The organism is Streptococcus sp. ZY171113 (assembly GCF_057748235.1).
The window spans coordinates 1,542,004-1,568,657 of record NZ_CM173243.1; the positions used below are offsets into that span (position 1 = coordinate 1,542,004).

The window sequence follows — 26,654 nt, forward strand, 5'->3', positions numbered from 1 at the left end:
TTAGTCCTCACGACGGCGTCGACGAGCTAATACTGCCAGTGTCGACGTCAAGAGGCCGAGACCCATTAAGGTCATGACCGAACTAGAATCACCTGTTTTTGGCAAGGTTCTTGTTCCTGTTTTAGTCACATGAAGAGTTGCTTCTTGAAGCGGCAATGCCTCCTCTGAAACCTGAGGCTGTTCTGGTTGCGTTGCTTTTTCTGGCAACCTTGGTTCGTCAAGTTTACGGTAAGTATTAATAATGTTTCCTTGCGTATCTTTAACTGAACCAACTAATTCATAGCCTGAGATAGGCTCACCAGAGTGGTCACCACTTTCTGGAGACTTAATCGGCTGGCCTTTTTCATCAAAGAAGCTGGTTCTAATCAATTTACGGTAAACGTTAAGAACATTACCGTGAGCATCCGTTGTCGAGAAGATAAGCTCGTAACCCTCAATGAGGATACCTGGACTAGAGCCATCAGTTGGTGGCTTGATTGTCTGACCATTGTCATCAACATAGAACGTTGTTGCTGCCGGACTCAAACTTACTTTGCGATAAGTGTAGGTCACGTTACCGTTGGCATCCGTGCTGCTGGTCACCAACTCATAGCCTGGGATAGCTGTGCTACCGTCTGTTGGCGGAGTGAGAGGCTGGCCTTTTTCATCAACATAAGTTGTCGTCGGGGTCGGACGAGGTGTCTCAACCTTACGGTAAGTGTAAATCACGTTACCGTTAGCATCTGTGCTACTGGTCACCAGCTCGTAGCCTGGGATAGCTGTGCTACCGTCTGTTGGCGGAGTAAGAGGCTGGCCTTTTTCATCAACATAAGTTGTCGTCGGGGTCGGACGAGGTGTCTCAACCTTACGGTAAGTGTAAATCACGTTACCGTTAGCATCTGTGCTACTGGTCACCAGCTCGTAGCCTGGGATAGCTGTGCTACCGTCTGTTGGCGGAGTAAGAGGCTGGCCTTTTTCATCAACATAAGTTGTCGTCGGAGTCGGACGAGGTGCCTCAACCTTACGGTAGGTGTAAATCACGTTACCGTTGGCATCCGTGCTGCTGGTCACCAGCTCGTAGCCTGGGATAGCTGTGCTACCGTCTGTTGGCGGAGTAAGAGGCTGGCCTTTTTCATCAACATAAGTTGTCGTCGGGGTCGGACGAGGTGTCTCAACCTTGCGGTAAGTGTAAATCACGTTACCGTTGGCATCCGTGCTGCTGGTCACCAACTCATAGCCTGGGATAGCTGTGCTACCGTCTGTTGGCGGAGTAAGAGGCTGGCCTTTTTCATCAACATAAGTTGTCGTCGGGGTCGGACGAGGTGTCTCAACCTTGCGGTAAGTGTAAATCACGTTACCGTTGGCATCTGTGCTGCTGGTCACCAGCTCGTAGCCTGGGATAGCTGTGCTACCGTCTGTTGGCGGAGTAAGAGGCTGGCCATTTTCATCAACATAAGTCGTCGTCGGGGTCGGACGAGGTGTCTCAACCTTACGGTAAGTGTAAATCACGTTACCGTTGGCATCTGTGCTGCTGGTCACCAGCTCGTAGCCTGGGATAGACTTGGCTGGAACAATGCCTTCTTCGACTGACGAGATGATCCTACCGTTCTCGTCAACAAAGAGGCTTGTTGGCCGTGGAACAACCTTACGGTAGGTATAGGTCACGTTGCCGTTGGCGTCCGTGCTACTGGTCACCAGCTCGTAGCCTGGGATAGACTTGGCTGAAACAATGCCTTCTTCGACTGACGAGATGATCCTACCGTTCTCGTCAACAAAGAGGCTTGTTGGTCGTGGAACAACCTTACGGTAGGTATAGGTCACGTTGCCATTGGCGTCCGTGCTACTGGTCACCAGCTCGTAGCCTGGGATAGACTTGGCTGGAACAATGCCTTCTTCGACTGACGAGATGATCGTACCGTTCTCGTCAACAAAGAGGCTTGTTGGTCGTGGAACGACCTTGCGGTAGGTGTAGGTCACGTTGCCATTGGCGTCCGTGCTACTGGTCACCAGCTCATAGCCTGGGATAGACTTGGCTGGAACGGTCCCTTCTTCGACCAATGAAATCACATTGCCAGTTTCATCAACAAAGTTGGTTTGCTGACGGGCATAGACGTGGGTCAGGTTACCGTCACCATCGACACGGGTTTCCTTGAAGTAGTAACCTGTGAAGGTCGCTGGGTCAAGTAAGCCATCAACCGTTGCTGACAGAGCTCTGCCATTTTCCGTCACATAAGAAGTGGTCAATGGGGTCACCGTCGGCGTGTAGGTCGCTGCCGCTGGCGTGCCGTTGATGTCCTGGCGAACCACTGTCACACCGCTACCACGGCCCGTGAAGGTTGCTTCTGGGGTGAAGGTCACCGTACCGTCTGGAGCGACGGTGTAACGGCCCTCGCCTGGGATGGTCAGGTCAGTGCTACCGTCCGCAAAGGTGGCTGGAACGCTGTCATCCATCGGAACAGCATCAGCACCTGGGATAAAGGTCACCTGGCCGCTTTGCGGCTGGCCTTGGAGGCCAGTGCTGGTCGTCGGTGTACCTGTCGGTGTCACGGTTGTAACCACCTGGATATAGGTCGCTGTCGCCGGGGTGCCGTTAGCGTCCACACGGACAACTTCAACCCCTTGGGTTCGACCGGTAAAGCCTGGTTCTGGAATAAAGGTCACCGTGCCGTCAGGAGTGACGGTGTAGCGGCCCTCGCCTGGGATAGTCAGGTCAGTGCTGCCGTCCACAAAAGTGGCTGGGACACTGTCATCCATCGGAACAGAATCATGACCTGGCACAAAGACCAGTTTGCTGCTCTGTGGCTGGCCTTGGAGACCACGGGTCAGAACTGGGGTACCAGTTGGGATAACTGGCGTCACTCTTGGCGTGTAGGTAGCTTCAACCTTCTGTTCCAAATCTTTAGAAGTACCATCTTGGTTGGTGACTGTGATAGTAGCTTCCACCACTGCTGGGGTAGCTGTACCCGTAAAGCTTGGCTCTGGCACAAAGGTCACCTGGCCAGTTGCTGGGTCAATGGTGTAAACACCTTGGCCAGCAATAACAAGCTTGCCGTCTTGATCTGCACCTTGAAGGGCAAAGCTGGTCAACTGACGGTCGGTGATGGCCAGACCGTCCTGGTCATCAGCATTAGTCAGTTCAAAGACTGGCGTGCCTGTTTGACGAGCACCTTGCAGACCAGTTGAACGCACTGGTGTGCCCTGACCTGTCACGGCCTCAACTCTCGGCATATAAGTTGCTGTCGCTGGTTCTGGCAAGAGAGCTGTTTGGCCCTTCTCGTTAGTCACTTTGGTAGTGCCGAGAACTGTCACACCTTGACCTCTACCCACGAAGTCTGGTTCTGGAATGAAGGTTACCGTGCCATCAGTTGCGATGATGTAAATTCCCTCATTTTCAACTGTCAAGCGAGTGCCGTCGCCTGTCGCACCTTGGAGGGTGAAGACAAGCTCACGCGTGGTGTTTGGTTTGGTGTCCTCATCCTCAAGACCAGTGGTGATGCTGATGGCTGGCTTGCCAGTCTGGGTTGCACCCTGCTTATCGCTAGAATTCGCTGGGGCAGTGCTGGTCGCCATAGCCTTAACCAATGGCTTGTAGGTCGCCATGATTTTCTCAGCGAGAATCTCAGACTCATTGTTCTCGTTGGTCACTCGAACGCTGGCCTCAACCGTCACGCCTTGGCCCTGACCGACAAAGCCTGGAGCTGGAACGAAGGTTACCAAACCGGTATCAGGATTGATGGTATAGGTTCCCTCGGTCGTTGTCAGGCTGTTACCTGTCGCACCTGCGATGGCATAGCTGTCAAGGGCACGAGTCGTGTTAGGCTTCTCGTCCTTGTCCTCATTGTTTGTGAGAGTGAAGGTCGGACGGCCTGTTTGCGTCGCTCCTGGGAAGTCCTCAGAGGTCGCATTGGTCTTGGTGTTGGTGACTTCTTCAACACTTGGCGTGTACTTGGCTGTCGCTGGTTCTGGCAAGAGAGCAGTTTCGCCCTTCTCATTGGTCACCTTGATGGTACCGAGAACTGTCACGCCTTGACCTCTACCCACGAAGTCTGGTTCTGGGATGAAGGTCACCGTACCATCAGTTGCGATGGTGTAGGTACCTTCGTTTTCAACTGTCAAGCGAGTGCCGTCGCCTGTCGCACCTTGGAGGGTGTAAACCAGTTCACGTTTAGACGCGTCTTTATTGTCCGCATCCTCAAGGCCAGTTGTGATGGTGATGGCTGGCTTACCAGTTTGGGTCGCACCCTGCTTGTCCGTAGAGGTTGCTGGGGCAGTTCTGGTCGCCATAGCCTTAACCAATGGCTTGTAAGTCGCCGAGATTTTCTCGGTAAGAATCTCAGACTCATTGTTCTCGTTAGTCACTCGAACGCTAGCTTCGACCGTCACACCTGCACCTTGGCCCACAAAGCCTGGGGCTGGAACGAAGGTTACCTCGCCAGTAGCTGGATCAATGGTATAAGTACCCTCACTCGCAACCGTCAAGCTGTTGCCTGTCGCACCTGCGATGGCATAGCTGTCAATAGCACGAGTCGTGTTTGGCTTCTCGTCCTTGTCCTCATTGTTTGTGAGAGTGAAGGTTGGTTGACCAGTTTGCGTCGCTCCTGGGAAGTCCTCTGACGTCGCGTTGGTCTTGGTGTTGGTTACCGCTTCAACAGTCGGCGTGTAAGCCGCTGTCGCTGGGTTAGGCAAGAGGGCAGTTTGGCCATTCTCGTTGGTCACCTTGATGGTACCAAGGACAGTCACGCCACGACCTGTGCCCACAAAGTCTGGTTCTGGAATGAAGGTCACCGTGCCATCAGCTGCGATGGTGTAGGTTCCTTCATTTTCAACTGTCAAGCGAGTGCCGTCGCCTGTCGCACCTTGGAGGGTGAAGACCAGTTCACGTTTAGACGCGTCTTTATTGTCCGCATCCTCAAGACCTGTTGTGATGGTGATGGCTGGCTTACCAGTCTGGGTTGCACCCTGCTTGTCAGTCGACGTCGCAGGAAGAACCGTTGTCGCCATGGCCTTAACCAATGGCTTGTAGGTCGCAGAAATCTTCTGCTCAAGGATTTCAGAGTCGCCGTTCTCGTTAGTCACTCGAACGCTAGCCTCAACCGTCACACCTGCACCCTGACCGACAAAGCCTGGGGCTGGAACGAAGGTCACGATACCTGTTTGTGGGTCAATCGTGTAAGTTCCCTCCGTCGTTGTCAGGCTGGTGCCTGTCGCACCTGCGATGGCATAGCTGTCAATAGCACGAGTCGTGTTAGGCTTCTCGTCCTTATCCTCATTGTTTGTGAGAGTGAAGGTCGGTTTACCTGTTTGCGTCGCTCCTGGGAAATCCTCAGAAGTCGCATTCTCTTTAGTGTTGGTCACTTCTTCAACACTTGGCGTGTACTTGGCTGTCGCTGGGGCTGGCAAGAGAGCTGTCTCACCCTTCTCATTGGTCACCTTGATGGTACCAAGCACTGTCACACCTTGACCTCTACCCACAAAGTCTGGTTCTGGGATGAAGGTCACGGTACCATCAGCTGCGATGGTGTAGGTACCTTCATTTGGAACCACCACCTTACCAGTCTCGTCCGCACCTTGGAGGGTGAAGACCAGTTCACGTTTAGACGCGTCTTTATTGTCCGCATCCTCAAGACCTGTTGTGATGGTGATGGCTGGCTTACCAGTCTGAGTTGCACCCTGCTTGTCCGTAGAAGTTGCTGGGGCAGTGCTAGTCGCCATAGCCTTAACCAGCGGCTTGTAGGTCGCTGTGATTTTCTCGGTGAGAACAGCTGATTTGCCGTCCTCATTGGTAACTTTAACAGCTGCTTCAACTGTCACACCTGCATCTTGGCCGACAAAGCCTGGGGCTGGAACGAAGGTCACGATACCTGTTTGTGGGTCAATCGTGTAAGTTCCCTCCGTCGTTGTCAGGCTGGTGCCTGTCGCACCTGCGATGGCATAGCTGTCAATAGCACGAGTCGTGTTAGGCTTCTCGTCCTTATCCTCATTGTTTGTGAGAGTGAAGGTCGGTTTACCTGTTTGAGTCGCTCCTGGGAAGTCCTCAGACGTCGCGTTGGTCTTGGTGTTGGTCACTGCTTCAACACTTGGCGTGTACTTGGCTGTTGCTGGGTCTGGCAAGAGAGCAGTTTGGCCATTCTCATTGGTCACTTTGATGGCACCGAGAACTGTCACGCCACGACCTGTACCCACGAAGTCTGGTTCTGGTGTGAAGGTCACCGTGCCATCAGTTGCGATGGTGTAGGTTCCTTCATTTTCAACTGTCAAGCGAGTGCCGTCGCCTGTCGCACCTTGAAGGGTGAAGACAAGCTCACGCGTGGTGTTTGGTTTGGTGTCCTCATCCTCAAGACCAGTGGTAATGGTGATAGCTGGCTTACCAGTCTGGGTTGCACCCTGCTTGTCCGTAGACGCCGCAGGAAGAACCGTTGTCGCCATGGCCTTAACCAGCGGCTTGTAGGTCGCAGAAATCTTCTGCTCAAGGATTTCAGCCTCGCCATTCTCGTTGGTAACTTTAACCGCTGCTTCAACTGTCACACCTTGGCCTTGGCCCACAAAGCCTGGGGCTGGAACGAAGGTCACGACACCTGTATCAGGATTAATGGTGTAGATACCCTCGGCCGTTGTCAGAACATTGTCAACCGCATTTGGAATGCTGTAGCCTGCGATTTCACGTTTAGTTTCAGCCTTGCCGTCCTTATCCTCATTGTTTGTGAGGGTGAAGGTCGGACGGCCTGTTTGCGTCGCTCCTGGGAAGTCCCCAGAGGTCGCATTCTCTTTAGTGTTGGTTACTTCTTCAACACTTGGCGTGTACTTGGCTGTCGCTGGGTCTGGCAAGAGAGCTGTCTCACCATTCTCGTTAGTCACTTTGATGGTACCGAGAACTGTCACGCCACGACCTGTGCCCACGAAGTCTGGTTCTGGAATGAAGGTCACCGTACCATCAGCTGCGATGGTATAAGTTCCTTCATTTGGAACAACAACCTTACCAGTCTCATCCGCACCTTGGAGGGTGAAGACCAATTCACGCGTGGTGTTTGGTTTGGTGTCCGCATCCTCAAGACCAGTGGTGATGGTGATGACTGGCTTGCCAGTCTGGGTCGCACCCTGCTTGTCAGTCGACGTCGCAGGAAGAACTGTTGTCGCCATGGCCTTAACCAGTGGCTTGTAGGTCGCTGTGATTTTCTCGGTGAGAACAGCTGATTTGCCGTCTTCGTTGGTAACTTTAACAGCTGCCTCAACCGTCACACCTACACCTTGACCCACAAAGCCTGGAGCTGGAACGAAGGTTACCACACCTGTATCAGGATTAATAGTGTAGATACCCTCGGCCGTTGTCAGAACATTGCCTGTCGCTCCTGCGATAGTGTAGCCTGCGATTTCACGAGTCGTGTTAGCCTTGCCGTCCTTGTCCTCATTGTTTGTGAGAGTGAAGGTCGGTTGGCCAGTTTGGGTCGCTCCTGGGAAGTCCTCGGAGGTCGCGTTGGTCTTGGTGTTGGTCACTGCTTCAACACTTGGCGTGTACTTGGCTGTTACTGGGTCTGGCAAGAGAGCAGTTTGGCCATTCTCGTTGGTTACCTTGATGGTACCAAGAACAGTTACGCCACGGCCTGTACCCACGAAGTCTGGTTCTGGAATGAAGCTTACCGTACCATCAGTTGCGATGGTGTAGGTACCTTCATTTTCAACCACAACCTTACCAGTCTCGTCCGCACCTTGGAGGGTGAAGACCAGTTCACGCGTGGTGTTTGGTTTGGTGTCCTCATCCTCAAGACCAGTGGTGATGGTGATGGATGGCTTGCCAGTCTGGGTCGCACCCTGCTTGTCGCTAGAATTCGCTGGGGCAGACGTTGTCGCCATGGCCTTAACCAGCGGTTTGTAGGTCGCAGAAATCTTCTGCTCAAGGATTTCAGAGTCACCAATCTCGTTAGTCACTCGAATGCTAGCTTCAACCGTCACACCGGCACCTTGGCCGACAAAGCCTGGGGCTGGAACGAAGGTTACGACCCCAGTATCTGGGTTAATGGTGTAAGTTCCCTCAGCTGTTGTCAGAACATTGTCAACCGCATTTGGAATGCTGTATCCTGCGATTTCACGCTTGGTTTCAGCCTTGCCGTCCTTGTCCTCGTTGTTGGTCAACTCGAAAGTCGGTTTACCTGTTTGAGTCGCTCCTGGGAAGTCCTCAGAGGTCGCATTGGTCTTGGTGTTAGTCACCGCTTCAACCGTCGGCGCGTAAGTCGCAGTTGCTGGGTTAGGAAGCAGAGCTTCTTGCCCCTTCTCATTGGTTACCTTGATGGTACCGAGAACAGTTACGCCACGGCCTGTACCCACGAAGTCTGGTTCTGGGATGAAGGTCACGGTACCATCAGCTGCGATGGTGTAGGTACCTTCATTTTCAACCACAACCTTACCAGTCTCGTCCGCACCTTGGAGGGTGAAGACAAGCTCACGTTTAGACGCGTCCTTATTATCCGCATCCTCAAGACCTGTTGTGATGGTGATGGCTGGCTTACCAGTCTGGGTCGCCCCCTGCTTGTCCGTAGAGTTTGCTGAGGCAGTGCTAGTCGCCATAGCCTTAACCAGCGGCTTGTAGGTCGCTGTGATTTTCTCGGTGAGAACAGCTGATTTGCCGTCCTCATTGGTAACTTTAACAGCTGCTTCAACTGTCACACCTGCACCTTGACCCACAAAGCCTGGGGCTGGAACGAAGGTCACGATACCCGTATCAGGGGCGATAGTGTAAGTACCTTCACCAGCAACCGTCAGGCTGGTGCCTGTCGCACCTGCGATGGCATAGCTGTCAATAGCACGAGTCGTGTTAGCCTTGCCGTCCTTGTCCTCATTGTTTGTGAGGGTAAAGGTCGGTTGACCTGTTTGAGTCGCTCCTGGGAAGTCCTCGGAAGTCGCATTGGTCTTGGCGTTGGTCACCGCTTCAACCGTCGGCGTGTACTTGGCTGTCGCTGGGTCTGGCAAGAGAACAGTTTGGCCATTCTCGTTAGTCACTTTGGTAGTACCAAGAACAGTCACACCTTGACCTCTACCCACAAAGTCTGGTTCTGGAATGAAGGTCACCGTACCATCAGTTGCGATGGTGTAGGTACCTTCATTTTCAACCACAACCTTACCAGTCTCGTCCGCACCTTGGAGGGTGAAGACAAGCTCACGAGTCGTGTTTGGCTTGGTGTCTTCATCCTCAAGACCAGTGGTGATGGTGATGGATGGCTTGCCAGTCTGGGTCGCACCCTGCTTATCGCTAGAGTTCGCTGGGGCAGACGTTGTCGCCATGGCCTTAACCAATGGCTTGTAAGTTGCAGAAATCTTCTGCTCAAGGATTTCAGAATCACCGTTCTCGTTGGTAACTTTAACAGCTGCTTCAACTGTCACACCTGCACCTTGGCCCACAAAGCCTGGGGCTGGAACAAAGGTTACCAAACCAGTATCAGGATTGATGGTGTAGGTTCCCTCGGCCGTTGTCAGAACATTGTCAACCGCATTTGGAATGCTGTAGCCTGCGATTTCACGAGTAGTAACAGGTTTCTCGTCCTTATCCTCATTGTTTGTGAGAGTAAAGGTTGGTTGGCCAGTTTGCGTCGCTCCTGGGAAGTCCTCAGACGTCGCGTTGGTCTTGGTGTTGGTCACCGCTACAACCGTTGGCGTGTAGGCCGCTGTCGCTGGGTTAGGCAAGAAAGCAGTTTCACCCTTCTCGTTGGTCACCTTGATGGTGCCAAGAACAGTTACGCCACGACCTGTGCCCACGAAGTCTGGTTCTGGAATGAAGGTCACCGTACCATCATCTGCGATGGTGTAGGTACCCTCGTTTGGAACCACAACTTTACCGTCCTGATCTGCACCTTGGAGGGTGTAGACCAGTTCACGAGTGGTGTTTGGCTTGGTGTCTTCATCTTCAAGACCAGTTGTGATGGTGATGGCTGGCTTACCAGTTTGCGTTGCACCCTGCTTATCCGTAGAGGTTGCAGGAAGAACTGTTGTCGCCATGGCCTTAACCAGTGGTTTATAGGTCGCTGTGATTTTCTCGGTGAGAACAGCTGATTTGCCGTCCTCGTTGGTAACTTTAACAGCTGCTTCAACTGTCACACCTGCACCTTGACCCACAAAGCCTGGAGCTGGAACGAAGGTCACAGTGCCATCAGTTGCGATAGTGTAGGTACCCTCAGCTGTTGTAAGGGTTCGGCCGTCACCAGGAGCCCCCGCAATCGTGTAGCCTGCGATTTCACGAGTAGTACCAGGCTTCTCGTCCTTGTCCTCGTTGTTGGTCAACTCGAAAGTCGGACGGCCTGTTTGAGTCGCACCAGGGAAGTCCTCGGAGGTCGCATTCTCCTTAGTGTTGGTTACCGCTTCAACAGTCGGCGTGTAAGCCGCTGTCGCTGGGTTAGGCAAGAGGGCAGTTTGGCCATTCTCGTTAGTCACTTTGATAGTGCCGAGAACAGTTACGCCACGACCTGTGCCCACGAAGTCTGGTTCTGGGATAAAGGTTACCGTGCCATCAGCTGCGATGGTGTAGGTTCCTTCATTTTCAACTGTAAAGCGAGTGCCGTCACCTGTCGCACCTTGGAGGGTGTAAACCAGTTCACGTTTAGACGCGTCTTTATTGTCCGCATCCTCAAGACCAGTTGTGATGGTGATGGCTGGCTTGCCAGTTTGGGTCGCACCCTGCTTGTCCGTAGAAGTTGCTGGGGCAGTGCTGGTCGCCATAGCCTTAACCAGTGGCTTGTAGGTCGCCGTGATTTTCTCAGTGAGAATTTCTGACTCATTGTTCTCGTTAGTCACTCGAACGCTAGCCTCAACCGTTACACCTGCTCCTTGACCCACAAAGCCTGGAGCTGGAATAAAGGTTACGACCCCAGTATCTGGGTTAATGGTGTAAGTTCCCTCAGCTGTTGTCAGAACATTGTCAACCGCATTTGGAATGCTGTAGCCTGCGATTTCACGCTTGGTATCAGTCTTGCCGTCCTTGTCCTCGTTGTTTGTGAGGGTAAAGGTTGGTTGACCTGTTTGAGTGGCTCCTGGGAAGTCCTCAGAGGTCGAATTGGTCTTGGCGTTGGTCACCGCTTCAACCGTCGGCGTGTACTTGGCTGTCGCTGGGTCTGGCAAGAGAACAGTTTGGCCATTCTCGTTAGTCACTTTGGTAGTACCAAGAACAGTCACACCTTGACCTCTACCCACAAAGTCTGGTTCTGGAATGAAGGTCACCGTACCATCAGTTGCGATGGTGTAGGTACCTTCATTTTCAACCACAACCTTACCAGTCTCGTCCGCACCTTGGAGGGTGAAGACAAGCTCACGTTTAGACGCGTCTTTATTGTCCGCATCCTCAAGACCTGTTGTGATGGTGATGGCTGGCTTACCAGTCTGGGTTGCACCCTGCTTGTCCGTAGAGGTCGCTGGGGCAGTGCTGGTCGCCATGCGTTTCACATTTGGAACATAAGTCGCTTCAATCTTCTTCTCGAGGATTTCAGAATCACCGTTCTCATTGGTCACTCGAACGCTGGCCTCAACCGTCACACCTGCACCTTGACCCACAAAGCCTGGAGCTGGAATGAAGGTCACCGTGCCATCAGTTGCGATAGTGTAGGTACCCTCAGCTGTTGTGAGAGTTCGGCCGTCACCAGGAGCACCCGCAATCGTGTAGCCTGCGATTTCACGAGTAGTGCCAGGTTTCTCGTCCTTGTCCTCATTGTTTGTGAGAGTGAAGGTCGGTTGGCCAGTTTGCGTCGCTCCTGGGAAGTCCTCAGAGGTCGCATTCTCCTTAGTGTTAGTCACTTCTTCAACACTTGGCGTGTACTTGGCTGTTGCTGGATTAGGCAAGAGAGCTGTCTCACCCTTCTCATTGGTCACCTTGATGGTACCGAGAACAGTCACACCTTGGCCTGTGCCCACGAAGTCTGGTTCTGGAATGAAGGTTACCGTACCATCAGTTGCGATGGTGTAAATTCCCTCATTTTCAACTGTCAAGCGAGTGCCGTCGCCTGTCGCACCTTGGAGGGTGAAGACAAGCTCACGCGTGGTGTTTGGTTTGGTGTCCTCATCCTCAAGACCAGTGGTGATGGTGATGGCTGGCTTACCAGTCTGAGTTGCACCCTGCTTGTCCGTAGAGGTCGCAGGAAGAACCGTTGTCGCCATGGCCTTAACCAGCGGCTTGTAGGTCGCTGTGATTTTCTCGGTGAGAACAGCTGATTTGCCGTCCTCGTTGGTAACTTTAACAGCTGCCTCAACCGTCACACCTGCACCTTGGCCGACAAAGCCTGGAGCTGGAACGAAGGTTACCAAACCGGTATCAGGATTGATGGTGTAGGTTCCCTCGGTCGTTGTCAGAACATTGTCAACCACATTTGGAATGCTGTAGCCTGCGATTTCACGCTTGGTATCAGTCTTGCCGTCCTTATCCTCATTGTTTGTGAGGGTGAAGGTCGGACGGCCTGTTTGCGTCGCTCCTGGGAAGTCCTCAGAGGTCGCATTGGTCTTGGCGTTGGTCACCGCTTCAACCGTCGGCGTGTACTTGGCTGTCGCTGGGTCTGGCAAGAGAGCAGTTTGGCCATTCTCGTTAGTCACTTTGGTAGTGCCGAGAACAGTCACACCTTGACCTCTACCCACGAAGTCTGGTTCTGGGATGAAGGTCACCGTGCCATCAGTTGCGATGGTGTAGGTACCTTCATTTTCAACTGTCAAGCGAGTGCCGTCGCCTGTCGCACCTTGGAGGGTGTAAACCAGTTCACGTTTAGACGCGTCTTTATTGTCCGCATCCTCAAGACCTGTTGTGATGGTGATGGCTGGCTTGCCAGTTTGCGTTGCACCCTGCTTGTCCGTAGAGGTCGCAGGAAGAACCGTTGTCGTCATAGCCTTAACCAGCGGCTTGTAGGTCGCCGTGATTTTCTCGGTGAGAACAGCTGATTTGCCGTCCTCGTTGGTAACTTTAACAGCTGCCTCAACCGTCACACCGGCACCTTGGCCAACAAAGCCTGGGGCTGGAACGAAGGTCACTGTGCCATCAGTTGCGATAGTGTAGGTACCCTCAGCTGTTGTGAGGGTTCGGCCGTCACCAGGAGCACCCGCAATCGTGTAGCCTGCGATTTCACGAGTCGTGTTAGGTTTCTCGTCCTTATCCTCATTGTTTGTGAGAGTGAAGGTTGGTTTACCTGTTTGAGTAGCACCTGGGAAGTCTTCTGACGTCGCGTTGGTCTTGGTGTTGGTTACCGCTTCAACCGTCGGCGTGTAAGCCGCTGTCGCTGGGTTAGGCAAGAGGGCTGTTTCACCATTCTCATTGGTCACCTTGATGGTACCAAGGACAGTCACGCCACGACCTGTGCCCACGAAGTCTGGTTCTGGGATGAAGGTCACTGTGCCATCTGGAGCGATGGTGTAGCTACCCTCATTTTCAACTGTCAAGCGAGTGCCGTCGCCTGTCGCACCTTGGAGGGTGAAGACAAGCTCACGTTTAGAGGTGTCCTTGGTGTCTTCGTCCTCTAGACCTGTTGTGATAGTAATGGTTGGCTTGCCAGTTTGCGTTGCACCCTGCTTGTCAGTCGACGTCGCAGGAAGAACTGTTGTTGCCATGGCCTTAACCAAAGGCTTGTAGGTCGCCGTGATTTTCTCAGCGAGAATTTCTGACTCATTGTTCTCGTTAGTCACGCGAACGCTAGCCTCAACTGTCACACCGGCACCTTGGCCGACAAAGCCTGGGGCTGGAACGAAGGTCACAACACCTGTTTGTGGGTCAATCGTGTAAGTTCCTTCACCCGCAACCGTCAAGCTGTTGCCTGTCGCACCTGCGATGGCATAGCTATCAAGAGCACGAGTCGTATTAGCCTTGTTGTCCTTGTCCTCGTTGTTGGTCAACTCGAAAGTAGGACGGCCTGTTTGCGTCGCTCCTGGGAAGTCCTCAGACGTCGCATTGGTCTTGGTGTTGGTCACTGCTTCAACCGTCGATGTGTAAGTCGCAGTTGCTGGGTTAGGAAGCAGAGCTTCTTGCCCTTTCTCGTTGGTCACCTTGATGGTACCAAGAACTGTCACACCTTGACCTCTACCCACGAAGTCTGGTTCTGGAATGAAGGTTACCGTACCATCAGCTGCGATGCTGTAGGTTCCTTCATTTTCAACTGTCAAGCGAGTGCCGTCGCCCGTCGCACCTTGGAGGGTGAAGACAAGCTCACGTTTAGAGGCGTCCTTGGTGTCCGCATCTTCAAGACCAGTGGTAATAGTGATGGCTGGCTTACCAGTTTGCGTCGCACCCTGCTTGTCCGTAGAGGTTGCTGGGGAAGTGCTGGTGGTCATCGCCTTAGCCAATGGCTTGTAAGTCGCCGTGATTTTCTCAGTGAGAATCTCAGACTCATTATTCTCGTTAGTTACGCGAACGCTAGCCTCAACTGTCACACCGGCACCTTGGCCGACAAAGTCTGGGGCTGGAACGAAGGTCACCACGCCAGTAGCTGAGTCGATGGTGTAAGTACCCTCGGTCGTTGTCAGAACATTGTCTGTCGCTCCTGCGATAGTGTAGCCTGCGATTTCACGCTTGGTTTCAGCCTTGCCGTCCTTGTCCTCGTTGTTGGTCAACTCGAAAGTCGGTTTACCTGTTTGAGTCGCTCCTGGGAAGTCCTCGGACGTCGCATTCTCTTTCGTGTTGGTCACCGCCTCAACAGTCGGTGTGTAAGTCGCAGTTGCTGGGTTAGGAAGCAGAGCTTCTTGCCCCTTCTCATTGGTTACCTTGATGGTACCCAGAACTGTCACACCTTGACCTCTACCCACAAAGTCTGGTTCTGGGATGAAGGTCACAGTGCCATCAGTTGCGATGGTGTAGGTACCTTCATTTTCAACCACAACCTTACCAGTCTCGTCCGCACCTTGGAGAGTGAAGACCAGTTCACGTTTAGACGCGTCTTTATTATCCGCATCCTCAAGACCTGTGGTGATGGTGATGGTTGGCTTGCCAGTCTGGGTTGCACCCTGCTTGTCCGTAGAAGTTGCTGGGGCAGTGCTAGTCGCCATAACCTTAACCAGTGGCTTGTAGGTCGCTGTGATTTTCTCAGTGAGAATCTCAGACTCGTTCTTCTCGTTAGTCACGCGAACGCTAGCCTCAACCGTCACACCTGCACCTTGACCCACAAAGCCTGGCGCTGGAACGAAGGTTACCAAACCGGTATCAGGATTGATGGTGTAGGTTCCCTCGGTCGTTGTCAGAACATTGTCTGTCGCTCCTGCGATAGTGTAGCCTGCGATTTCACGAGTCGTGTTAGCCTTGCCATCCTTGTCCTCATTGTTTGTGAGAGTGAAGGTCGGTTGACCTGTTTGAGTAGCACCTGGGAAGTCCTCAGATGTCGCATTGATCTTGGTGTTGGTTACCGCTTCAACAGTCGGTGTGTAAGCCGCAGTTGCTGGGTTAGGAAGCAGAGCTTCTTGCCCCTTCTCATTGGTCACCTTGATGGTGCCAAGAACTGTCACGCCTTGACCTGTGCCCACAAAGTCTGGTTCTGGGATGAAGGTCACAGTGCCATCAGCTGCGATGGTGTAGGTACCTTCGTTTGGAACCACAACTTTACCAGTATCGTCCGCACCTTGGAGGGTGAAGACCAGTTCACGTTTAGACACGTCCTTCTTGTCCGCATCTTCAAGACCTGTTGTGATGGTAATGGCTGGTTTGCCCGTCTGGGTCGCACCCTGCTTGTCCGTAGAGGTTGCTGGGGCAGTGCTGGTGGTCATAGCCTTAACCAATGGCTTGTAGGTCGCCGTGATTTTATCAGCGAGAATTTCTGACTCATTGTTCTCGTTAGTCACTCGAACTCTGGCCTCAACCGTCACTCCTACACCTTGGCCGACAAAGCCCGGGGCTGGAACGAAGGTCACCGCGCCAGTAGCTGGAACGATGGTGTAAGTACCCTCGGTCGTTGTCAGAACATTGCCTGTCGCTCCCGCAATGGCATAACTATCAAGAGCACGAGTCGTGTTGGCCTTGTTGTCTTTGTCCTCATTGTTGGTCAACTCGAAGGTCGGACGGCCAGTTTGCGTCGCTCCTGGGAAGTCCTCAGACGTCGCGTTGGTCTTAGTGTTGGTCACTGCTTCAACCGTAGGTGTGTAAGTAGCAGTTGCTGGGTTAGGAAGCAGAGCTTCTTGCCCCTTCTCATTGGTTACCTTGATGGTGCCAAGAACAGTCACACCACGACCTGTGCCAACGAAGTCTGGTTCTGGAATGAAGGTCACCGTACCATCAGCTGCGATGGTGTAGGTACCTTCATTTGGAACCACAACCTTACCAGTCTCGTCCGCACCTTGGAGGGTGAAGACAAGCTCACGCGTGGTGCTTGGTTTGGTATCTTCGTCCTCAAGACCAGTTGTGATGGTGATGGCTGGCTTACCAGTTTGGGTCGCACCCTGCTTGTCAGTCGACGTCGCAGGAAGAACTGTTGTTGCCATGGCCTTAACCAGCGGCTTGTAGGTCGCAGAAATCTTCTGCTCAAGGATTTCAGAGTCACCGTTCTCGTTAGTCACTCGAACGCTAGCTTCAACCGTCACACCGGCACCTTGGCCGACAAAGCCTGGGGCTGGAACAAAGGTTACGACCCCAGTATCTGGGTTAATGGTGTAAGTTCCCTCAGCTGTTGTCAGAACATTGTCAACCGCATTTGGAATGCTGTAGCCTGCGATTTCACGAGTAGTACCAGGCTTCTCGTCCTTATCCTCATTGTTTGTGAGAGTGAAGGTCGGACGGCCAGTTTGCGTCGCTCCTGGGAAGTCCTCAGAGGTCGCATTCTCCTTAGTGTTAGTCACTTCTTCAACACTTGGCGTGTACTTGGCTGTTGCTGGGTCTGGCAAGAGAGCAGTTTGGCCCTTCTCGTTGGTCACCTTGATGGTACCGAGAACTGTCACGCCTTGACCTCTACCCACGAAGTCTGGTTCTGGGATGAAGGTTACCGTACCGTCAGCTGCGATGGTGTAAGTACCTTCGTTTGGAACCACAACTTTACCGTCCTGATCTGTACCTTGGAGAGTGTAAACCAGCTCACGTTTAGACGCGTCCTTATTGTCCGCATCCTCAAGGCCAGTTGTGATGGTGATGACTGGCTTACCAGTCTGGGTCGCACCCTGCTTATCGCTAGAATTCGCTGGGGCAGACGTTGTCGCCATGGCCTTAACCAATGGCTTGTAGGTCGCTGTGATTTTCTCAGCGAGAATCTCAGACTCATTGTTCTCGTTAGTCACTCGAACGCTAGCCTCAACCGTTACACCTGCTCCTTGACCCACAAAGCCTGGAGCTGGAACGAAGGTCACCACGCCAGTAGCTGAGTCGATGGTGTAAGTACCCTCGGTCGTTGTCAGAACATTGCCTGTCGCACCTGCGATGGCGTAGCTATCAAGGGCACGAGTGGTGTTGGCCTTGTTGTCCTTGTCCTCATTGTTTGTGAGAGTGAAAGTCGGTTTACCTGTTTGCGTCGCACCTGGGAAGTCTTCCGAAGTCGCATTGGTCTTGGTGTTGGTGACTTCTTCAACACTTGGCGTGTACTTGGCTGTCGCTGGGTCTGGCAAGAGAGCTGTTGCACCCTTCTCGTTGGTCACTTTGATGGTACCGAGAACTGTCACGCCACGACCTGTGCCCACGAAGTCTGGTTCTGGAATGAAGGTCACAGTGCCATCAGTTGCGATGGTGTAGGTACCTTCATTTTCAACCACAACCTTACCAGTATCATCCGCACCTTGGAGGGTGAAGACCAGTTCACGTTTAGACGCGTCTTTATTGTCCGCATCCTCAAGACCTGTTGTGATGGTGATGGCTGGCTTGCCAGTCTGGGTCGCCCCCTGCTTGTCAGTCGACGTCGCAGGAAGAACTGTTGTCGCCATGGCCTTAACCAATGGCTTGTAGGTCGCTGTGATTTTCTCAGTGAGGATTTCAGACTCATTATTCTCGTTAGTCACTCGAACGCTAGCCTCAACCGTCACACCTGCACCTTGGCCGACAAAGCCTGGGGCTGGAACAAAGGTTACGACCCCAGTATCTGGGTTAATGGTGTAAGTTCCCTCAGCTGTTCTCAGAACATTGTCAATCGCATTTGGAATGCTGTAGCCTGCAATTTCACGTTTGGTTTCAGCCTTGCCGTCCTTGTCCTCGTTGTTTGTGAGGGTGAAGGTCGGTTGGCCAGTTTGAGTCGCTCCTGGGAAGTCCTCAGAGGTCGCATTGGTCTTGGTGTTAGTCACCGCTTCAACCGTCGGCGTGTAAGCCGCTGTCGCTGGGTCTGGCAAGAGAGCTGTCTCACCCTTCTCGTTGGTCACTTTAATCGTACCCAGAACTGTCACACCTTGACCTCTACCCACGAAGTCTGGTTCTGGAATAAAGGTCACCGTGCCATCAGCTGCGATGGTGTAGGTACCTTCATTTTCAACCACAACCTTACCAGTATCGTCCGCACCTTGGAGGCTGTAAACCAGTTCACGAGTGGTGTTTGGCTTGGTGTCTTCGTCTTCAAGACCTGTTGTGATGGTGATGGCTGGCTTGCCAGTTTGGGTCGCACCCTGCTTGTCCGTAGAGTTTGCTGGGGCAGTGCTGGTCGCCATGGCCTTAACCAATGGCTTGTAGGTCGCTGTGATTTTCTCGGTGAGAATTTCTGACTCATTGTTCTCGTTAGTAACTTTAACAGCTGCCTCAACCGTTACACCTTGGCCTTGACCGACAAAGCCTGGGGCTGGAACGAAGGTTACCAAACCGGTATCAGGATTGATGGTATAAGTACCCTCTCCTGCAACGGTCAAGCTGTTGCCTGTCGCTCCCGCAATGGCATAGCTGTCAATGGCACGAGTGGTGTTGGCCTTGCCATCCTTGTCCTCATTGTTAGTGAGGGTGAAGGTTGGCTGGCCAGTTTGAGTCGCACCAGGGGAGTCCTCTGACGTCGCATTCTCCTTAGTGTTGGTTACTTCTTCAACACTTGGCGTGTACTTGGCTGTCGCTGGGTCTGGCAAGAGAGCTGTCTCACCCTTCTCGTTAGTCACTTTAATCGTACCCAGAACTGTCACACCTTGACCTCTACCCACGAAGTCTGGTTCTGGAATGAAGGTTACCGTACCATCAGCTGCGATGGTGTAGGTTCCTTCATTTTCAACTGTCAAGCGAGTGCCGTCACCTGTCGCACCTTGGAGAGTGTAAACCAGTTCACGTTTAGACGCGTCTTTATTGTCCGCATCCTCAAGACCTGTTGTGATGGTGATGGCTGGCTTACCAGTCTGGGTTGCACCCTGCTTGTCAGTCGACGTCGCAGGAAGAACCGTTGTCGCCATGGCCTTAACCAGCGGCTTGTAGGTCGCAGAAATCTTCTGCTCAAGGATTTCAGACGCACCGTTCTCATTGGTCACTCGAACGCTGGCCTCAACCGTTACACCAGCACCTTGGCCGACAAAGCCTGGGGCTGGAACGAAGGTTACGACCCCAGTATCTGAGTTAATCGTATAGATACCCTCGGCCGTTGTCAGAACATTGTCAACCGCATTTGGAATGCTGTAGCCTGCGATTTCACGTTTGGTTTCAGCCTTGCCGTCCTTGTCCTCGTTGTTGGTCAACTCGAAAGTCGGTTTACCTGTTTGAGTCGCTCCTGGGAAGTCGGATGAGCTGGTATCTTTTGAATCCCAAGTCACGACATCAACATAAGGTTGATAGGTGGTCTCAATTCGCTCGGCTAAGGTTACTGGTTCAAAGCGTTTTCGCTCGTCCTCAGTCAAATCAGCTGGAATTTCGCTCGTCACGGTCACAAGAGCTTGAACCGTCACCGCAGGAGCCTGGCCAGTAAAGGTTGGTTCTGGAATAAAGCTCACTTGACCCGTCTCATCGACCCTGTAGGTTCCGACTCCAGCCACCACTAGGCGATCCGTGCCGTCGGTAGCATCTTTGAGGGCATAAGCTGTAATCTCACGCTTGGTCACCGCTTTATTGTCGTTGTCGTCATTGCTGGTCAGGGTGAAAATCGGCTTGCCTGTCTGGGTCGCACCCTGCAGGTCTCTTGAGGTCGCCAATCGGAAGGTGCCTTCAACAGCCGTCACGGTCGGCGTGTAGGTCGCTGCAATCCGCTTAGCCAATTCCTTCGGTTCAAAACGCTTGGCTTCTTCCTCACTCAGACCTTCAGGAATCTCGCTCGTCACGGTCACAATGGCCTCGACCGTTACTGCTGGAGCCTCACCAGTAAAGGCTGGCTCGGGGATAAAGGTCACTTGACCTGTCGCTTCATCAAGCGTGTAGGCACCAACACCAGCAATCAGTCGGCGTGTGGTTCCGTGAGTCGCATCTTTCAAGGCATATCTCGTGATCTCACGCCGGGTCGTATCATTGCTGTCCTTGTCCGCATTACTGGTCAAGGTGAAGGTCGGCGTCCCTGTCTGGGTTGCCCCTTGCAAGTCCTTAGAGGTCGCCAAACGGAAGGTGCCTTCAACAGCCAAGACGCTCGGGGTGTAGGTTGCTTCAATCTTCTGGTCCAATTCCTTAGCCACACCATCCTGGTTGGTCACCGTGATGGTTGCCTCAACAGTTACTGCTGGAGCAGGACCTGTGAAGGTTGGTTCTGGGATAAAGGTCACCTCGCCAGTTTCAGCATCAACCGAGTAGGCACCAACCCCCTCAATCAAGCGAAGGGTGGTTCCATGGGTCGCATCCTTAATGGCATAGCCGGTAATCTCACGGCTGGTGACGTCAAGATTATCCTTATCCGTGTTCCCGTTGAGAGCAAAGGTCGGTGTCCCTGTCTGGGTCGCCCCTTGAATGTCCTCGGAGGTCTTAGACTGGCTGCTTGGTTGCACCGCCGTTACGGTCGGAGTGTAGGTCGCCTCAATCTTCTGAGCCAGAGGCTTAGAAACATTGTCACCGTTGGTGACTGTGATGGTCGCCTCAACGGTTGCTGGGGTCGGGGTGCCAACGTAGGCTGGGTCTGGAACAAAGGTCACCTGGCCAGTCTTAGAATCAATTGAGTAGGTACCAACATGTTCAAGAACCACCTTGCCATCAGCGTTAGCACCCTTGAGGGCAAAGCTGCTAATCTCACGCTTGGTCCGATCCAGTTGGTCCTTATCCGTGTTTTCATTGAGCCTGAAGTCTGGCTGACCTTTCTGGGTCGCCCCTTGGATGTCCGTGGAAGTCTTAGACTCACTGGCTGGCTTAACAGCTGTCACCGTCGGCGTGTAGGTCGCCTCAATCTTCTGAGGCAGAGCCTTAGACGTGCCGTCTTGGTTGGTAACTGTAATCGTTGCCTCCACAACAGCTGAAGTAGCCGTGCCCACAAAGGTTGGGTCTGGCACAAAGGTCACTTCCCCAGTCTGGGTGTCAATGGTGTAAGTCCCAACACCTGTCAGAACCACCTTGCCACTAGCGTCAGCACCCTTGAGGGCATAGCTGCTAATCTCACGCTTGGTCCGCTCCAGTTGGTCCTTATCCGTGTTCTCAGTGAGGGCAAAGGTTGGTGTCCCTTTTTGGGTCGCCCCTTGAATATCCTCGGAAGTCTTAGGCTCTTTAGCCGTTATCAAGGGGTTTACCGTTGCCTGATAGGTGGCCTCAATCCGATTGTCCAAGGCCTTGGCGCCAAAACGTGCTTCCTCTTCTTGGGTCAATCCCTCAGGAGTAGCACTGGTCACGGTCACAATGGCCTGAACGGTCACCATCGGTGCTGAACCCGTAAAGGCTGGGTCTGGCACAAAGGTCACCACACCCTGGTTATCCACACTGTAAACACCGACACCAGCAATCACACGGCGGTTAGGGCCGTCGTTGGCATCTTTAATGGCATAGCCTGTAATCTCACGTTTGGTAGTTGGATCCGAATCCTCGTCATTGATGGTGGTCAAGGTAAAGGTCAAGCGACCCGTCTGGGTTGCACCTGGCAAATCATCGGTTCGATCAGGTGTGCTGGCGGTCTCCAAGGGCAGGACCTCTGGGGCAAAGACGCCCTCAACCATCTGGTCAACCCGTTCTAAAATCGCCTCTTTACCCTTCTCATTGGTTACTTGAATCTTACCTAGAACGGTTACAGGTGTTGGCGTTCCAAAATAACCTGGTTCAGGAATAAAGCTGACCTCGCCATTCGTCGCATCAACGCTGTAAACCCCTTGGCCAGGAAGGACCAGTCGCTCCACCGCAAGCGGATTGCCCTGAGCATCAGTTCCCTTGAGGGCATACGACACCACCTCACGCGCCGTGATGTCAATATTATCCTTATCAGCATTAGCCGTCAAGGTAAAGATTGGCTGACCAGTTTGGGTCGCCCCTTGAACATCTCGGTCCCTAACCGTCGTTGCTGTCCCACTCACAGGACGAACAAACGGCTGGTAGCTAGAGGTGATAAAGTTAGGCAAGTCACTGGACTGACGGTTCTGGTTGGTCACCGTCAAGGTCCCACCAACATAAGCTGGCAAGGGCCGACCCGTAAAGGCTGGGTCTGGAACAAAGCTCACCTCGCCGTCATTTGCTCGAATGCTGTAAGTCCCCTGACCCTTAATCTCAACCGTACCAGCTGCTGTCAAGGTCACTTCTTGACCAGAAATGGTGTAGGTGCCTGGCGTCGTCAGGGACTGATCCGCATCATCAAGGAGGAAGAGCTTATAATTACCCAAACGACGAGTCGTTGTCGCCAGGTTGTCCTTATCTGTATTGTTGGTCAAATTAAAGGTTGGTCGCCCGATCTGGGTTGCCCCCTGCAAGTCAGAGGTGTCCGCTGGTATCTGCCTTCCCGTCACCGGGTTAACCGTTGGCGTGTAAGTCCCTTCTGCCTTATCGGTCAGGGTCAGGGTCTGACCATTATGGTTGACCCTAACTGCTACGGTCGCCTCGACCACCGCAGGGGTCACTGGCCCCTTGTAAGCAGGGTCTGGCACAAAGGTTACCTCGCCAGTCCTTGCCAGGGTGTAGGTTCCTTGACCAGCGACTGTCAGGCTTTGACCATTGCCTGTGGCCCCTTTGAGGGCGTAGCCCGTCACCGTCCGACTGACAGCCCCATTGGCCGCCGTGTCAAAACGAGGCTGGCCTTTTTGGGTAGCCCCTTGCAGGTCGTTGCTGACAACGGGACTAGCGTCAGGTGTTTCTGCCACCACCGTTGGGGTGTAGGTGCTGGTCGCCATGGTGCCGTTAACGTCTGGGCGTTGCACCCTAACTGGAGTGGCTGTTCCGGTAAATTCTGGCCTTGGCACAAAGGTCACCATGCCGTTCGGCGCTACCGTGTAGGTTCCCTGGCCAGCGACCGTCAGGCTAGTCTGGCCGTTGTCAAAGGTCGCTGGACGCGTGTTATCGATTGGCACATCGGCATGACCTGGGGTAAAGGTCACTTGACCCGTCTGGGTTACCCCTTGGAAATCAAGGCTGGTCGCTGGACTAGCTGTCGGAGTCACCGCTGTAACCGTTGGGGTATAGGTGTTGCTGGCCACCGTCCCGTTAATATCTGGACGTTGAACCGTCACCGTCGTCCCTTGACCTGTAAAGGTCTGCAGGGGAACAAAGGTCACCAAGCCATCACGAGACACCGTGTAAGTCCCTTGGTTAGCGACAGTCAGGGTCGTTTGGCCATTGTCAAAAGTAGCTGGCTTAGAAACGTCAATCGGCACTTCCGCATGACCTGGGGTAAAGGTAATCTGACCCGTCTGGGCCTTGCCTTGCAGGCCTGTGCTCGTTGTGCCAGTCGCTGTCGGGGTAACACGCTCAACAGTTGGGATATAGACCCCGTCCATGGTCCGCTGGCCGTTGACACCGTCGTTGATGTTTGGAACAGTTTGAGCGGTCCAAGAAGAAGTCAAGCCATTCTTATCAGTCCCACGAAGAACAACACCCCTGGCTGTGCCAACGAAGGTCGGCAGCGGGGTAAAGGTCACCGTGCCATCATCAGCGACAACATAACTCCCCTGACCAGTCTCAGTATAACTCCTCACCAAGCGACCATCTGGAGTAACAATACGAACGGCAATGCTCTCGTCCATTTCATTGTGACGATTCGCTTCAGAACGGTCAGCACCATAAGCGGTAAAATCTACTTTTGCAGACTGATTCACCCCCTGAGGGCCTGTCGTGGTTTCTTTTTCACCCCGAGGTGGGACAACTACCGTAAGCAGGAAGTCCTCAACCTCACCTGAGATAGCTGTTCCCGTCGGCTCTGCCACTTCGTTTTCGCTCATGGCAATCCGCACACGCGCCGCCACACGGTGGATACCTGGGTCAATGCTTTCCCAAAGGCCACCGATACCAAAGTTCAGCGATACCGTACCGCTACCCGTTACAGTCCCCTTGGTTCGCTCGTTCTCCTCGAATTGCCCATTACCGTTCAAATCCAACCAACCTGAAATGTGGGCGGGTTGCGTACCATCGGAATTAGCCAGCACGTTGAGCACATAGTTGGGGTTGGTCACGTTTAACTCAGGGTAACGTTTACCTCGACCCAGCAACTGCTCCTCACCCTCGTCGCCATCCAAGCCAGTTTCTGTCACAACTTCGTCATCGGCGGTAAAGGCATGGGCAAAAACGCCTGGTGCCACCTCAACCGTCTGGGTACCGGTAATATCATTTGGCAAAACAGACGGGTTGATGTAGTCAAAGTCAGGTCGAACTGACCCTAGATAAGGCTGAGCACTAGCAGTTGTTCCCGAACCACGGTTAATCAGGTGAATGGCCTGACCATAAGAGTCAGGAGCATCCCCAGTATCGGCAATCAAGAAACCAATCTGCATGGCCTGGTTACCACCTGTGTTGATGTACATACCAACCTCGGTCGCCCCTTGGGTGATGAAGAGCGGTGCAGTAGTCCCCCTATCAGCCCCCCTACGTTTAGTACTCACGTAAGGACCAACAACCTGAGTCCCCACACCGGCATTGGTCACATCAGCAGGTTGCAACATGTATTTCAGTTGGTTAGCACTGATACCACCTCTTGCAAAAGAAGCAGAGTCGACAGTCACAAGATTGGCATCACCGCCATTGTTTAAGACCAATGGTTTCCAGGAGTCCGTCACTCCAGGCTCATTAACTACGGTAAAGACGTCAAACTCACTACCGTTGGTGGTCATGGTAATAAATTCCCGATGACCAGCCGATTCACCATCAGAGATGATCATGGTTGACGGCACTTCACGACCGCCAACAAAAGTGGTTACCTTGAGCTGGATACCGATGTTCCCACCACTAGCCTGAGCAGTAAAGGTGGTCAGATTAGTGCCCGTATCCACTCCTGCAGCTTTCAAGTTTGACCAAACTGTGTCTTGCGGGGCAACAATGACTTCAGCAACGGTTGTCTGGTGACTGGCCCCTGACCGCCAGTGGTTGTTGAGGTTGGCATTATAGCCACTAGCGGCATGGGTGTCGCCTGTAATGGTAATCCCTAGGTCTTTTTCAACCCGCTCCTTAAAAATATCGGTAGCGTTAAAGGGTTTGAGGCCTATAACTTCCGCCCGAACCCGGTAGCCAGGGAAGAGTTCCTTATCATAGACTGTTCCAACTTGAAGAGCAGGGAAGTCATCTTTATGTTGCTTGGTAGGTGAAAGAGGAATCCCGGTTTGTCCCCGACGAGCCCAACCTTTAATATTGGTTACTGCACTGGCGTCACCAAAGTCAATCCAGAGGATTTGGTTGGTCATGGCCAACTTCTCTTCACGGGTATAGTTGACTGCACGGAAGCCCGAATACCCTTCAGTCTCTTCTGGAGCTGCGGAGCCTGTGGTCTTGTCATCCAGACGAACATTGAAGTTAACCAGGTTGTTACGGCCGCCACGTTCCACGACCACCGCCGCCATGGCTGAGGCCTGGTTGTCGGCCAGGACATACTTGGCTAGAGCTGGGGCTGTGCCCACCTCGCTATGAACCACCACTTGGAAGCTGACTGGCTCGTCCTTGGCTTGAGTGGTTTGCTGGTTGACCGAACGGCTGGTTTGGTAAACCACCTGACCAGTCGCCACATCGGTGTAGGTCACCTTGTAGGTGGTTGCTGCGGTTCGAGGGGTCGCTAAAACAACCGCTTGCTCAGCCTGGCTGTCGCCAGAGCTGGCCTCGGTTTTTTCGGTTTCAGGGCTGGTTTCCTTGTCACTTGGCTGGGTTGTTTCCTCGGCCTTGGTTACTGTCGCCTTGTCAGCGACCTTGTCTTCCGCCACTGGCTGGACGGTTGGCTCAGCCTTGGTTTCTATCACCTTGTCAAGGACCTTGTCTCCCGCCACTGGCTGGCTGCCTTCAGCGACCTTATCACCTGCCCCTACCTGGGTCTTCTCAGGCTCCTTGACCTCCTCAAGCTGGGCTGGGCCTGCCTCAGCTTCAACTGCTGGGCTTTCAGCAACCTCGTTCTCTGCTGGAGCTGGCTCAGGTGCTGGGCTATTGGCCTCCAAAACCTCTGGTGAAATAGCCGAGCTGACCTCGGGTTCAGGGTCCTCACTCGGCGCCTCCTCTGTCGGGCTGGTGCTGGTCGCCGTCTCTGGCTGAACCTTGGATAAAAGGACCTCCTGGGCACTAACCACAGGGCCGCTCAACATAAAAGACCCGACCAAAACTGAGGCAACACCAACGGTCAACTTCCTCAGGGAATAACGTCTAAAAATATCAGGTTTGTGACTTCTGGAAAGTCGCTTCTTATCTGCCATATAGCTATCCTTTCTGTACGTTTAAGACTGTAAAATAAACGACACCAATTGGCCTTGATTTGCACATTTGTGAAAAACGATACAATAAGACCAGTATAATTTCCATTATACTAAAA

1 protein-coding gene is annotated in these 26,654 nt (G+C 53.1%); it reads right to left on the minus strand.

Going from position 1 to position 26,654, the window contains the following annotated elements:
• Positions 1-26,538: a GEVED domain-containing protein gene (locus tag AC3ARB_RS07375; protein ID WP_488319934.1), complete on the minus strand. Its 26,538-nt coding sequence runs from the start codon at positions 26,536-26,538 to the stop codon at positions 1-3.
• Positions 26,539-26,654: the final 116 nt, after the last annotated feature.